Raw genomic sequence first — 14,005 nt, 5'->3', positions numbered from 1 at the left:
GCTAGATCGCAAATGGGAGAGGAGAAGCCCATGAGCAAGACCAAGGAAGAAGGCGCAACGCGCCGCGACTTCCTGAAACTGGCCGGAACCGCAGCGCCTGCTGCCGTTGCCGCCGCCAGCCTAAGCGGTCAAGCCGAAGCAGCCGAGCTGCCGACGGACGAGACCCGCATGCAGGATACCGCGCATACCCGCGCGTATCTGGAAAGCGCGCGCTTCTAAGCAGCTTGAACGCGCGCTTTCAGCACGACGACTGCGCCCGGCGCACCAGCTGGACGATGTCACCACCCGACTGACGGTTGCGATTGGCCCTGACGTCGGTTTCGCAGTTACCAAGCCAGCCGTGATCTTCATGGCCAGCAAGGGAGGAAAGAAATGCTTAGGAAAAAGACCAACGGGGTTGCGAGACGCCCCCAGCGGACAAGTATCCTGTCCCAGATCGGCGAGAAAACCGTCGATCGCCGCGCGTTCCTGCGTGGCTCGGGCCTGACGATCGGCGGCCTTGCCGCGATCAGCGCCACGGGTGGAACCGTGACGCCTGCCAGCGCCCAGACAGCGGCCAATCAGGCCGTCGAGAATATCAAATCCGTCTGCACCCACTGCTCGGTCGGCTGTACAGTCATTGCCGAAGTGCAAAACGGCGTCTGGATCGGGCAGGAACCCGGTTGGGACAGTCCGTTCAATCTGGGTGCGCACTGCGCCAAGGGGGCCTCGGTTCGCGAGCACGCCCATGGCGAGCGTCGTCTGAAGTACCCGATGAAAAAGGAAGGCGGCGAGTGGAAACGCATCAGCTGGGAACAGGCGATCGACGAGATCGGCGACGGCATGATGAGCATCCGCGAAGAATCCGGGCCGGACAGTGTGTACTGGCTGGGGTCTGCCAAGCACAATAACGAACAGGCCTATCTGTTCCGCAAGTTCGCCGCCTACTGGGGCACGAACAACGTGGACCATCAGGCCCGTATCTGCCACTCGACCACTGTTGCGGGTGTTGCGAATACATGGGGCTACGGCGCCATGACCAATTCGTACAATGACATCCACAATTCTCGGGCCATCTTCATCATCGGTGGCAACCCGGCCGAGGCGCACCCCGTCTCGCTGCTCCATGTTCTGCGCGCGAAAGAGCAGAACAACGCGCCGCTGATCGTTTGCGACCCGCGCTTTACCCGCACCGCAGCGCATGCGGATGAGTACGTCCGGTTCCGTCCCGGCACAGACGTTGCCCTGATCTGGGGCATGCTGTGGCACATCTTTGACAACGGATGGGAGGACAAAGAGTTCATCCGCACCCGTGTCTGGGGCATGGACCAGATTCGTACCGAGGTTGCCAACTGGACGCCGGAAGAAACCGAGCGTGTGACTGGTGTTCCCGGCTCGCAGCTCAAGCGCGTTGCCCGGACCATGGTCAACAACCGCCCCGGCACGGTGATCTGGTGTATGGGCGGGACCCAGCACACCAACGGCAACAACAACACCCGCGCCTATTGCGTGTTGCAGCTGGCACTTGGCAACATGGGCACCTCCGGGGGTGGCACCAACATCTTCCGCGGCCACGACAACGTGCAGGGCGCGACCGATCTTGGTGTTCTGTCCCACACCCTGCCCGGCTACTATGGCCTGTCGAAAGGCGCATGGGGTCATTGGGCCCGTGTCTGGGGTGAAGAACCAGAATGGCTGGCAGGCCAGTTCGCTACGATCAAGGACAAGGACGGCAAGGATAAACCGCTGCAGAACGAGCGCGGCATCCCGGTCTCGCGCTGGATCGATGGTGTTCTGGAAGACCCGGCCAACATGGATCAGGACAACAACGTCCGTGCCATGGTTCTGTGGGGCCACGCGCCCAACTCGCAGACCCGGATGACGGAAATGAAAACGGCGATGGAGAAGCTGGACATGCTGGTCGTGATCGACCCGTATCCCACCGTCTCGGCCGTTCTGCATGACCGCACCGATGGCGTCTATCTGTTGCCCGCCTGTACCCAGTTCGAAACCCGTGGCTCGGTCACGGCATCGAACCGGTCGCTGCAATGGCGCGACAAGGTGGTTGAACCGCTGTTCGAAAGCCTGCCGGACGAGGTCATCATGGCCAAGTTCGCAAACAAGTTCGGCTGGGCAGATCGGCTTTTCCGCAATATCGAGATGGACGACCCGGAAACCCCGAATGTTGAAAGCATCACGCGTGAGTTCAACTCGGGCCTCTGGACCATCGGCTATACCGGACAGTCGCCGGAACGTCTGAAAAGCCATATGGCCAACCAGCACACGTTCGACAGAACCACGCTGCAAGCCATTGGTGGACCCAACGACGGCGAGTATTATGGTCTGCCCTGGCCCTGCTGGGGAACGGCCGAGATGGGTCATACGGGGACACCGAACCTTTATGACATGTCCAAACCGGTGGCCGAAGGCGGCCTGACCTTCCGCGCCCGTTTCGGGGTGGAACGTGATGGCGACAACCTGCTGGCCGAAGGGGTCTATAGCGTTGGATCGGAAATTCAGGATGGCTATCCCGAATTCACGATGCAGATGCTGATGGACCTTGGCTGGGATGGCGATCTGACGGCCGAGGAACGTGCGGCCATTGATGCCGTTGCAGGACCAGAGACCAACTGGAAAACCGACCTGTCGGGCGGCATCCAGCGCGTCGCGATCGAGCATGGCTGTGCGCCCTTCGGGAACGCCAAAGCCCGCGCGGTTGTTTGGACCTTCCCGGATCCGATCCCACTGCATCGCGAGCCGCTTTATACAAACCGGCGTGATCTTGTGGCGGACTATCCAACCTACGAGGACCGTCAGGCCTATCGCCTGCCTACCCTTTATGCGTCGATCCAGAAGAATGACTTTTCAAAGGATTACCCGATAATCCTCACGTCAGGTCGTCTGGTCGAATATGAGGGCGGTGGCGATGAGACACGGTCGAACCCGTGGCTGGCCGAACTTCAGCAGGACATGTTCGTCGAGATCAATCCGCGCGATGCCAACAACCTTGGTATTCGGGACGGATCGCAGGTCTGGGTCGAAGGTCCTGAAGGCGGAAAGGTCAAGGTGATGGCGATGCTGACCAACAGGGTCGGTGCCGGCGTCGCCTTTATGCCGTTCCACTTTGGTGGCCATTTCCAGGGCGAAGATCAGCGGCATAAATACCCCGCTGGTGCCGATCCCTATGTGCTGGGTGAAAGTACCAACACCGCCCAGACCTATGGCTATGATTCAGTGACCCAGATGCAGGAGACCAAAGCGACTCTCTGCAAGATCTGGGCAGCGTAAGGAGGAGAAGAGATAATGGCAGCAAGAGCAAAGTTTCTCTGCGACGCCGAACGCTGCATCGAGTGCAATGCCTGCGTCACCGCGTGTAAGAACGAACACGAGGTGCCGTGGGGCGTGAACCGCCGCAGGGTGGTGACGATCAATGACGGTGACCCGGGCGAACGCTCGATCTCGGTGGCCTGTATGCATTGTTCGGACGCGCCTTGCATGGCGGTGTGCCCGGTCGACTGCTTCTATCAGAACGAAGAAGGGGTCGTCCTGCACTCCAAGGACCTGTGCATTGGCTGCGGCTATTGCTTCTACGCGTGCCCCTTTGGCGCGCCGCAATACCCGCAGGCGGGCAACTTCGGATCGCGTGGCAAGATGGACAAATGTACCTTCTGCGCTGGTGGTCCCGAGGAAACGCACTCGACCGCAGAGTTCGCCAAATACGGTCGCAACCGGATCGCCGAGGGTAAACTGCCCATCTGCGCCGAGATGTGTTCCACCAAAGCCCTGCTCGCCGGTGACGGCGACGTGGTCTCGGCCATCTACCGCGAGCGCGTTGTCGCCCGCGGGTTCGGTTCGGGCGCGTGGGGTTGGGGCACAGCCTACGACCAGAAAGACGGCTAAGACCGTTTTCGCAAACCAAACAGGCGACCCGCATCCGTGGGTCGCCTGATCGGGGATTTTGACCGAGGTTCAGATGTTCCGCTTACTCATCGCATTGATGTTCTCTATTGGGCTGGCTCAGGCCACTGTTGCGCAAACCAGCGAGGCCGAGGCGCCTGTCGCCACAAATGAGCGCACCTCGACCGGTGGCGCGACCACGCTTGAGGACATCCTCGCCCGGCAGCGCGGCGAGAAAGTGGATAACAGGTATCGCTCGGAAAACACCGGACAGGGCAATGTCGAGGGGCTGCTGGGCCAGTTTGGACCCAGCGGTGCATCTTCGGACAGCGACGTGTACCGCGCGCTGCGCTTTGGATCGGCGGATGTCACGGTTTCCTCACGCGGCCCTGCGGACAGCGTTTTGATTCAGGATGGAGGCATGTGGTGGTGGGAATTCCGCACCGGGCCACTTCGTGAATACGGGACCTACATTATTGCCGGAATGCTGGGGATCATTGCCCTGTTCTTCCTTCTCCGCGGTAAGATCCGCATTGACGGAGAAAGAACGGGACGCACTGTCCTGCGTTTCAACAGTTTCGAACGCTTCGGTCACTGGCTGTTTGCGGGATCTTTTCTGATCCTCGGGATCACTGGCCTTCTGACGTTGTATGGCCGCGACTTCCTGATCCCGATCTTCGGCAAGGAAGGGTTCGCCATGATCGCGCAAGGCTGTAAGTGGCTGCACAACAACCTCGCCTGGGCCTTCATGTTGGGGCTTGTTATCGTCACCGTGAACTGGATCGCCCATAACATTCCAAACCGGACCGACCTGAAATGGCTCGCCGCTGGCGGAGGGTTGTTTACCAAAGGAAGCCACCCACCCGCCAAGAAGTTCAACGCAGGCCAAAAGGTGATCTTTTGGGCGTGCATCCTGCTGGGCATCTCGATCAGCCTGTCCGGACTTTCGCTGCTGTTCCCGTTCGAACTGCCGATGTTTGCCAAGACCTTTTCGGTCGCCAATTCCACGGGCATCCCACAGATGCTGGGCCTGAACCTGCCCGTCCAGATGTCACCGCAGGAAGAAATGCAATACGCGCAGGTTTGGCACGTGATGGTCGCCTATGTCTTCATCGCCATCATCATCGCGCATATCTACCTTGGGTCCGTCGGGATGGAGGGGGCCTTCGATGCTATGGGCACCGGCGAGGTCGAAGAGCAATGGGCGCGTGAACACCACTCGCTATGGCTGAAAGAGGTGCAGGAAAAAGAGGCCGAAAAAGCAGCGGCCTCACCTGCAGAATAGATGCGCTGGCTGGCACTGGCGCTTGCTCTGATCCCCCTGCCCGCCTGGCCCGAGTTCTTTACGCTCAAGGGGCATGGTGGGCCCATCATGGGGATCGCCACAGCACCCGATGGCCGGATCGCAACCGCCAGTTTCGACAACTCGGTCGGGCTGTGGTCTGATCAGATGCCCGAATGGCTGGAAGGGCATGAGGCCGCCGTCAATTCCGTGGTGTTCAACGGGACAGCAATCTATTCCGCCGGAGATGATTTCACCCTGCGCCGCTGGCCGGGTGGAGAGATCGTTGGCCGGCACAAGGGCAAGATCGTCAGCCTTGCGGCCTCGAAGACGCACGTCGCGACAGCCAGTTGGGATGGCACGATTGGTCTTTGGCCGGTCGATGGCTCTGACCCGCAGATGCTGGGACCTTCGGGCAGTGGTGTAAATGCCGTGGCGTTTTCGCAGGACGGAACGCAGCTTTATTCTGCCGGGGTCGACGGCAGCCTGCGCAAGTGGGATGTGGCCAGTGGTCAGGAAACCCTGCGCGTTGTTGAACATGGTTTTGGCATCAACGAATTGGTGTTGAACGAACCGGATGGATGGGTGGCCTATGGTGCGGTGGATGGCGTCACCCGCGTCCGCGACCTGACCACTGGCGAAGAACGGGACTTCACGCTCGACCGTCGCCCGATTCTTGCGCTGGCGCTCAGCCCGGATCGCAGCCTGCTGGCAGTGGGCGACGGCGAAGGCTACATCATGGTGATCGACACGGTCGACTGGCGCATCGCACAGGATTTTCGCGCAACACTGCGGGGCCCGGTCTGGGCATTGACCTTCTCTGCGGATGGGCAAAACATTCACGCAGGCGGCATTGATGAAGCCATGTACAGCTGGCCCGTGACTGCCCTTGGTGATCGGGAACAGATGGCCGCCGCCGAGCCGAGCTTTCTGAAAGATCCCGACCAGATGAGCAACGGTGAACGCCAGTTCGCCCGCAAATGCTCGATCTGCCACAGCCTGTCGCCCGACGGTCAACGCCGCGCGGGTCCGGCACTTCATGGCATATTCGGACGAAAGGCCGGGACTCTGCCCGGCTACCTTTTTTCGGACACTCTGCAAGACTCTGATATCATTTGGAATGACGAGACGATAAATGCCCTTTTCGACGAAGGGCCGGATCATTACATTCCAGGATCAAAGATGCCGATGCAGCGGATCACGCAAGCCCAGGACCGAAACGACCTGATCACTTTTCTGCGCCGCGCAACGGTCGACCAGAACTGAACCGGAGGAGACCATGAAAGCCTTTCTTGCCGCCGCGGCCGCGATGGTCGTCATCACTGTTGCCGCGCCTTTTACGCTGGACCAGTTCGGGTTCAGCGCCGAAGAGGCCACCTCCGGCTCTGCCGTGCGTCTCGATTGAATGTCCGAATACCTGACGACCAAAGAGCTGGCCGACCTGCTGCGGATTGGTGAACGCAAGGCTTACGATCTGGCCTCGTCGGGCGAGGTTCCTTGCGTCCGCGCCATGGGCAAATTGCTGTTCCCACGCGCCGAGGTGATCGCCTGGCTCAACGCCTCACGGTCGGGTCCGCACGTCGCCGAGCCCCCTTTGCCGCCCATTGTGGCAGGCAGCCATGACCCGCTGCTGGACTGGGCTCTGCGGGAAAGCGGGTCTGGGCTGGCAACCTACTATGACGGCTCTTTCGACGGGTTGAACCGCCTTAACGAGCGCAGCGCGCAGGCCGCAGCGCTGCATATTCATGAAGTGGACGGGTTCAACACGCATGCCCTGCGCGACGCTTTGGGCGAAGCCCCCGTTGTTCTGATAGAGATCGCGCAACGACAGCGCGGGCTTCTGCTTGCGCCCGGGGTCTCAGATATCACTGGCTTCCGGGACCTCAGAGGCCGCCGCGTGATCCTGCGCCAGACCAGTGCAGCCAGCCAACGCCTGTTTGACGCCGAGCTTGACGCCCATGGGTTAAACCGAGACGATCTGGATGCCCTTCCAACCTGTGCCCGCACAGAAGAGGAACTGGCCATCGCCCTGCATGATACCAAAGCAGATGCGGGATTTGGTCTTGGTGCGCTGGCGGGGCTTTACAACCTCGGGTTTGCGCCGACACATTCCGAAAGGCTGGACCTTGCGATCTGGCGGCGCGCCTATTTCGACGCGCCGATGCAAAAGCTGCTGCGCTTTCTCCGCTCAGACCCATTCCATGCCCGAGCCGCCGAGTTCGGCGGCTATGATCTGACAGGTTTGGGACGCGTTCACCACAACGGGGCCAGCGGTTAGCGTCTCATCTTTTCGATCAGACACCCGCCCAAGTCCAATCTACTGCGCGTTGGGAAAAAACACCTGCTGGCCATCCAACCGGAACGTTTCAATCGCTGCCTGCCCGTCCGGCCCCGTCAGCCAGTCTATGAACCTCTGCCCGGCATTGGCCCGCACTTTGGGGTGCTTGTCCGGGTTCACGAGGATCACACCATACTGGTTGAACAATCGCGGGTCGCCTTCGACCAGAATGTCCAATTCGCCTCTGTTGCCAAAGGACAGCCATGTCGCCCGATCTGTCAAAGCATAAGCACCCATGCCACTGGCAACATTCAATGTCGCCCCCATGCCCGACCCGGTTTCGCGATACCAGTCGCCCGAACCTACGGTCGGATCGAGACCGGTTTCTGCCCAATGCCGCATCTCGGCCTTGTGGGTGCCGCTATCGTCACCCCGCGAAACAAATATAGCCTCTGCCGCCGCGATGTCATTCAACGCAGACAAGATATCCGTCCCGCCCATGACACCGGCAGGGTCGGATTTTGGCCCGACCAGAACAAAGTCGTTGTACATCAGATCAAACCGTTCAACGCCCCAGCCATCGGCCACAAACTTCTCTTCAGCCGCTTTGGCGTGGACCAGAAGAACGTCGCCATCTCCGTTGATGGCGTTGCGAATGGCCTGACCCGTGCCGACGGCAACAACGCGCACATCAATGCCCGACTCGGCCTCAAACCCCGGCAAGATATAGTCCAACAGACCCGAATTCTGCGTTGAGGTTGTCGACTGAACCACAATGAATGGCTCCTCTGCCCAGACGGCCCCGGCCATCAGGCCAAATCCCACCACTGCTGCGCGCAAACCTGCCCAAACCATTCCGATCTCCAATGTGTTGTTAAGTGACTAGACCGCCTGCCAGATAGCAGCGCGATGCTTCGCTTTTCGGGGCATCCAGGACCTGTTGTGCCGCCCCATGTTCGACCACATGTCCGCCCTGCATCATGACAATATCGGCTGCCAACCGCCGCGCCTGCCCGATGTCATGGGTGACCATCACGATCCGCACACCCCGAGACGAGGCGCGCAGGATCATCCGTTCGATCATCTGGGTGGCGCTGGGGTCCAGGGCGCTTGTGGGCTCGTCCAGAAACAAGGTCTCGGGCGTCGCCGCCAGCGCGCGCAGGATCGCAAGCCGCTGAGCCTCGCCCCCTGACAGCGAGCGCGCGGATTGACGGGCTTTGCCTTCTAGCCCGCCTTCGGCCAGCAATTCAGCAATCTTGGTTTTGCGCGCAGCCCGCGCAAGCCTCTGACGTCTCAGGACAAAGTCTAGATTGGCCGCAACCGAACGCCGCAGAAGAACCGGTTGCTGGAACACCATGGCCTGTCGCGCCATATGATCCGCGGTCAACGGGGCACCATCCTGCATCACCCGCCCCTGATCGGGCGCAATCAGCCCGTGCAAACAGCGCAGCAGCAGACTTTTTCCCGATCCGTTTGGCCCCAAAAGCAAGGTTGGCCCCGGCCCGTCCAATTTCAGGTCCGTGACATCCAGCAGTGTCCGGCCATTGCGACGGATTTGCAGGTCCCGCACCTGAAGGCAGTTTTCCATGTCCCAGGTCAGATCACGCATGGCGCAGCCCTTCCTGTTCGGCCCGCAGGCTGGCGGCGCTGACCATGGCATTTACCGCCACCGCGATCCCGATCAGGATCGCCCCCAGCGCCAGTGCCAGCGCCAAATTGCCCTTTGAGGTTTCCAAAGCGATCGTCGTGGTCATCACCCGCGTGACATGGTTGATATTACCGCCCACGATGATCACGGCACCCACCTCGGCAATGGCACGACCGAATCCGGCAAGCAGCGCGGTGATCAAGGCAAGTCGCGCATCCCACAGCAGCACCGGAACCGAAGCCAGACGCGATACCCCCAGCGAGCGCAGTTGTTCCGAGTATTCCTCGGCCAACAGTTCGACCACCTGCCGGGTCAGCGCGGCGACAATGGGCGTCACCAGAACCACCTGAGCGATGATCATCGCGGTCGGTGTATAGAGCAGTTCCAATACACCCAGAGGCCCGGACCGCGACAGCATCAGGTACACAAGCAGCCCGACCACCACCGGCGGGAACCCCATCAGCGCGTTCATCAGAACGATCACAGCCCGCCGCCCGGGGAAACGCGCCACGGCCAGAGCTGCGCCGACCGGCATACCGATCAACGCAGAAATCAGCACCGCAAAGACGGAAACTTGCAAAGACAGGAACACAATAGCCCACAGCTCTGCATCCCCGTTGAGGATCAGAGATATGGCGCTACTGAATTCTACTGCAAATCCTTGCATTTTGTTCCTATTCGCGACAAATTTTGGATTAACTGCGGTAAATCACAACAGAATACTACTTCTTTTTCACTCGCTGTACATACACAATTCCGACAATCGCAACAAAAAACGCGGCCCCGAATGGGACCGCGTCATGTCTGACAAAATGTTTGCCGGGCTAGTTCAAAGCCGCATCCGTGATCTGATGCGTCCAAGCCCCGTCAGGCTGTTTGGTGATGACCGGATCCGAGCCGCCCGCCAGCAGGGTATTCACCGTTCGCTCGAAATCGGCAGGGTCCAGCGCGCCATTCGAACCGGCCGTCAGTTTGGCGATTTCCCCCATCATGCGCTTTTGATGTTCTTCGGTCTGCGCACCGGTCGCGTCGTTGTCCAGAACGATCAAGGCCGCCTCTTCGGGGTTCTCTTCGGCGTATTTCCAACCTTTCATCGACGCGCGCACAAAGCGCTGCATCTTGTCGACAAACGCCGCATCGCTCAGGTTTTCTTCCAGCACGTACAGACCGTCCTCCAGTGTTGCGACGCCCTGATCCTCATACTTGAAGGTCACCAGTTCGTCCGGGTTCACACCCGCATCAATGACCTGCCAGTATTCGTTATAGGTCATGGTGCTGATGCAATCGGCCTGACGCTGCAACAGAGGATCAACGTTGAAACCCTGTTTCAGAACCTCGACGCCACTCTCGCTTTTTCCACCGGTATCGATGCCCAACTGGCTCATCCAGCTCATGAACGGGAATTCATTGCCAAAGAACCAGACACCCAGAGTGCGGTTCTTGAGATCCTCGGGCGAGGCAATCCCTGCATCCTTCCAGCAGGTCAGCATCATGCCCGAGCTTTTGAACGGCTGCGCAATATTGACCAGCGGCAGGCCCTTTTCGCGCGCGGCCAGTGCGGCCGGCATCCATTCAACGGTCACATCAGCCCCACCACCGGCGATCACCTGTGTTGGTGCAATGTCCGGACCACCCGGCAGGATCGTCACGTCCAGATCTTCTTCCTCGTAGAATCCCTTGTCCTTCGCCACGTAATAGCCAGCGAATTGTGCCTGCGTGACCCACTTGAGTTGCAGGTTCACTTCGTCGGCGGCCAGCGCAGCGCCGGCTGTCAGGCTAAAGGCGGCAACCGCCCCGCTGAGTAGCTTCTTCATCTTCAAGTCTCCTAGTTGCAAGTTTTGCCCCGTTTGCGAGGTCTGTTGAATTTGGTTATCCGCGTTGTGAGGGGTGCCAGAAGGTCACCACTTTTTCGAGGCCCGCCACCAGAGCATAGAACACCGTCCCGGCCATGGCCGCCACCGCAATTTCAGCCCAGACAAGGTCGATCGACAAGCTTCCCACCCCGGTCGAGATTCGAAAACCCATGCCCCGGGTCGGAGAGCCGAAATATTCAGCGACAATAGCACCGATCAATGCCAGCGTTGTCGCAATCTTGAGCCCGTTGAAAATGAAAGGCATCGCGGCAGGCAGGCGCAGTTTGATCAGCGTTTGCATATAGCTTGCTGCATAGGTGCGCATCAGGTCGCGCTGCATCGCGTCCGCCTCGCGCAACCCTTGGACGGTGTTCACAAGGATCGGAAAGAACACCATGACCACAACCACAGCCGCCTTGGATTGCCAGTCGAACCCGAACCAGCTGACCAGGATCGGGGCGATCCCAACGATAGGAAGCGCAGCCACAAAGTTGCCGATGGGCAGCAACCCTCGGGTCAGAAAGACAGATCGGTCGATCAATACAGCCGTCAGAAACGCAGCAGCGGCTCCGATTGCAAACCCTGTAAAAGCGCCTTTGAAAACAGTCTGTTTGAAGTCTTGCCACAGAATATCAGTCGAGTTTGCAAAGGTTTGCGCCACCATCGAAGGCGGCGGCAAGATGACGGGCGAAACGTTCAACCCTTGCACCAACCCCTCCCACAAGATCAGTAGCGTGACACCAAAGAGCACGGGCACAAAGACACGTACGCCCTTTGAATCTCGGTAGATCGACCGCGCCAGCCAGGCGTTCAGCCACCAGGCCCCGGCCCAGAAGATCAGGGCAAAGATCAACCAGCTCATGCGCCCATCCCCATACGTTTAAGGGTCACCCGCTGCAGAACATCCAGCAAAGTCACCAGAACGCCCGCCAGAATAGCCGCCGCGAACAGCGCCGCCCAAATGGCCAGCGGCGTACCGAACTGATCCCCGATCAGGATACGTGCGCCGAGCCCCGAGATTGCGCCCGTAGGCAGCTCGCCCACAATCGTTCCGACGAGGGCGGCCGCAATCCCCACCTTCAGCGAGGTAAACAGATACGGCACCGAGGACGGCAGGCGCAGCTTCAGAAACGCCTGCAGCCCTGTGGCGTTGTAGGTCTTGAGCAAATCAAGCTGCGACACAGCCGGGGACCGCAGACCTTTGACCATACCAACAAGCACTGGGAAGTAACACAGATACGCCGAGATGATCGCCTTGGGCACCCCGCGCCCTTCGATCCCCAATTGGGAACTCAGCACGATTATCATCGGCGCCAGCGCCACAATCGGCACCGTCTGGCTGATGATGGCCCAGGGCATCAGGCTCATGTCCACGACCCGGGAATAGACGATCGCAACAGCCCCAAGGATACCAAACGCCGTGCCCAGCACAAAACCCCAAAGCGTGGATTGAAGGGTGATCCAGCCATGGTAGATCAGCGATCTCTTGGACATCGCCCGACCTTTCATCACCATCTCACCGGTGGTTTTCCACAGCTCCTGCCCCACCTGAACCGGAGTCGGCAGGCGCGGGCGATCCAGATCATAGCCGCGCGTGATATGCGACGGGTTCTGCACCATCAGCACCCAGACCGAGACCTGCTGGCGATCCCGCGATGCCTCGGGCTTCACGGATTCTCCGGCACGTTCTGCCTGATCCAGCGAGACGCGTGTATTCATTGGTGCGACAGCCAGATACCACAAGACGGCGATGGCAAACAAAACGGTCAGGACTGACAGAACCTGCTTCATGCGCGCCACTCCATCCGATAAACCGGAACCGTATCCGGTGGAACAGGTGGCTCTTCGGCAGTCACTTCGAACCCTTCGCGCCGGTAAAACCTCTGCGCCGCGACGTTGGGGGTATGGGTGGTGAGCCACAGAAAATCCCGGCCTTGTTTGGCCTTGTCCAAAAAGCACTTGCCAATGCCCTGCCCGGTCCGTCGGCAATAAAGCGCGCCGATCTTCTGTTCCTTTGGATCAACCGACATATAGCAATCCACAGGATCGCCAGCGACCCAGATTTCACGCGCATCAAACGCCTTCTGGATCATCCCGGCCAACTGCTCGACAGGCAGTTCATCGGGCATCCACTCGGTTCGGCTGACCCAGTCATGAACCACCCAGGCACAGGCTTCCACATCGTTGGGTGTCGCGCGTCTGATCTGCTCTGGGTGTGTATCAGTCATCGTAGGAATGCCCTGCCCGCAGCCCATCGCGTACCCGATGCGCAACCTCGATGAATTCCGGCGTATCGCGAATGTCCAAAGGCCGTTCCTTCGGCAATGGGCTATCGATCACATCCGTGATCCGTCCTGGCCGGGGGCTCATGACCACGATCTTGGTGCTCAGATACACGGCTTCGGGAATCGAGTGCGTCACAAAGCCGATCGTCTTCTCGGTCCGGGCCCAAAGGGCCAGCAGTTGCTCGTTCAGATGATCGCGCACGATCTCATCCAAAGCGCCAAAGGGTTCGTCCATCAACAAGATGTCGGCATCAAAGGCCAAGGCGCGCGCAATGCTGGCGCGCTGTTGCATTCCTCCAGACAATTGCCACGGGAATTTCCCACCAAATCCTTCAAGATCAACAAGTTTCAGAACGTTCTTAACATGTTCTTCCTGGTCGGCAGCCGTGTAGCCCATGATCTCAAGCGGCAGTTTGATATTCTTGGCAATGGTGCGCCACGGATACAACCCCGCCGCCTGAAACACATACCCATAGGCGCGCTTGCGCCGCGCCTCGTCCGGGGTCATGCCATTGACGGTCAACGTACCACCGGTCGGGGTTTCCAAGGCGGCGATGCAGCGCAAAAAGGTGGTCTTGCCGCAGCCCGACGGGCCAATGAAACTGACAAAATCGCCCTTGTCGATGGTCAGGTCCACATCCTTGAGCGCGTGAACAGGCCCGTCATTGGTTTGAAAGGTCAGGTCGAGTTGCCTTGCCTCGATCACGGGCTGGGTCTTACTTTCAGTATTCATTCCATTGCCTTGAAAAGATTGGGTTTGAGCCGCGTGATACACGGCTCGCA

15 protein-coding genes are annotated in these 14,005 nt (G+C 59.6%); 7 read left to right on the top strand and 8 right to left on the bottom strand.

Annotated elements, in window-relative coordinates; all coding sequences use genetic code 11:
* Positions 1–30 precede the first annotated feature (30 nt).
* From ACR0L4_RS02305 to ACR0L4_RS02275, 7 genes are all read left to right on the top strand, one after another.
* Positions 31–219, top strand: coding sequence for a ubiquinol-cytochrome c reductase iron-sulfur subunit N-terminal domain-containing protein (locus tag ACR0L4_RS02305; protein ID WP_170376587.1), 189 nt, complete (start codon positions 31–33; stop codon positions 217–219).
* Positions 220–372: 153 nt separating this feature from the next.
* Entirely contained in the window at positions 373–3,267 is a 2,895-nt protein-coding gene (locus tag ACR0L4_RS02300; RefSeq protein WP_480510276.1) for a formate dehydrogenase subunit alpha, read from the top strand.
* Between the two features lie 15 nt (positions 3,268–3,282).
* Positions 3,283–3,879 carry a formate dehydrogenase FDH3 subunit beta gene (gene fdh3B / locus ACR0L4_RS02295; protein WP_039530246.1) on the top strand — a complete coding sequence of 199 codons (597 nt, stop codon included), beginning with the start codon at positions 3,283–3,285 and terminating at the stop codon, positions 3,877–3,879.
* Positions 3,880–3,952: 73 nt separating this feature from the next.
* Positions 3,953–5,161 carry a formate dehydrogenase subunit gamma gene (locus tag ACR0L4_RS02290; protein ID WP_480510274.1) on the top strand — a complete coding sequence of 403 codons (1,209 nt, stop codon included), beginning with the start codon at positions 3,953–3,955 and terminating at the stop codon, positions 5,159–5,161.
* Positions 5,162–6,424 carry a c-type cytochrome gene (locus tag ACR0L4_RS02285; RefSeq protein WP_480510272.1) on the top strand — a complete coding sequence of 421 codons (1,263 nt, stop codon included), beginning with the start codon at positions 5,162–5,164 and terminating at the stop codon, positions 6,422–6,424.
* Positions 6,425–6,437: 13 nt separating this feature from the next.
* The gene (locus tag ACR0L4_RS02280) at positions 6,438–6,563 is read left to right on the top strand and encodes a hypothetical protein (protein WP_480510270.1); all 126 of its coding nucleotides are present in this window, start codon (positions 6,438–6,440) and stop codon (positions 6,561–6,563) included.
* On the top strand, positions 6,564–7,436 hold the full coding sequence (locus ACR0L4_RS02275) for a substrate-binding domain-containing protein (RefSeq protein ID WP_480510268.1): 873 nt from the start codon (positions 6,564–6,566) through the stop codon (positions 7,434–7,436).
* Positions 7,437–7,475: 39 nt separating this feature from the next.
* Here the strand turns inward: ACR0L4_RS02275 and ACR0L4_RS02270 are convergent, their stop codons facing one another.
* The 8 genes from ACR0L4_RS02270 to ACR0L4_RS02235 form a co-directional block, all read right to left on the bottom strand.
* Positions 7,476–8,291 (bottom strand): ABC transporter substrate-binding protein, encoded by an 816-nt coding sequence (locus tag ACR0L4_RS02270; protein ID WP_480510266.1) that lies wholly within the window; start codon positions 8,289–8,291, stop codon positions 7,476–7,478.
* A 19-nt stretch (positions 8,292–8,310) separates the two neighbouring features.
* Complete coding sequence (locus ACR0L4_RS02265; RefSeq protein ID WP_480510264.1) at positions 8,311–9,045, bottom strand: ATP-binding cassette domain-containing protein; 735 nt, start codon at positions 9,043–9,045, stop codon at positions 8,311–8,313.
* The gene (locus ACR0L4_RS02260) at positions 9,038–9,751 is read right to left on the bottom strand and encodes an ABC transporter permease (RefSeq protein ID WP_480510262.1); all 714 of its coding nucleotides are present in this window, start codon (positions 9,749–9,751) and stop codon (positions 9,038–9,040) included. Before ACR0L4_RS02260 ends, ACR0L4_RS02265 begins: the two co-directional genes overlap by 8 nt.
* A 157-nt stretch (positions 9,752–9,908) precedes the next feature.
* A complete protein-coding gene (locus ACR0L4_RS02255; protein WP_170748601.1) occupies positions 9,909–10,898 on the bottom strand; it encodes an ABC transporter substrate-binding protein in 990 nt (329 codons plus the stop codon).
* Between the two features lie 55 nt (positions 10,899–10,953).
* The gene (locus ACR0L4_RS02250) at positions 10,954–11,799 is read right to left on the bottom strand and encodes an ABC transporter permease (RefSeq protein ID WP_480510260.1); all 846 of its coding nucleotides are present in this window, start codon (positions 11,797–11,799) and stop codon (positions 10,954–10,956) included.
* Positions 11,796–12,728 carry an ABC transporter permease subunit gene (locus ACR0L4_RS02245; RefSeq protein WP_170748599.1) on the bottom strand — a complete coding sequence of 311 codons (933 nt, stop codon included), beginning with the start codon at positions 12,726–12,728 and terminating at the stop codon, positions 11,796–11,798. The genes ACR0L4_RS02250 and ACR0L4_RS02245 overlap by 4 nt, the downstream gene beginning before the upstream one ends.
* Positions 12,725–13,165 (bottom strand): GNAT family N-acetyltransferase, encoded by a 441-nt coding sequence (locus ACR0L4_RS02240; protein WP_480510258.1) that lies wholly within the window; start codon positions 13,163–13,165, stop codon positions 12,725–12,727. Before ACR0L4_RS02240 ends, ACR0L4_RS02245 begins: the two co-directional genes overlap by 4 nt.
* On the bottom strand, positions 13,158–13,955 hold the full coding sequence (locus ACR0L4_RS02235) for an ABC transporter ATP-binding protein (protein WP_480510256.1): 798 nt from the start codon (positions 13,953–13,955) through the stop codon (positions 13,158–13,160). Before ACR0L4_RS02235 ends, ACR0L4_RS02240 begins: the two co-directional genes overlap by 8 nt.
* Positions 13,956–14,005: the final 50 nt, after the last annotated feature.

Source organism: Ruegeria sp. AB5, assembly GCF_056542645.1.
Note: the sequence above shows the minus strand (reverse complement) of the source record. Positions and strands in the feature narration are given on the sequence as shown.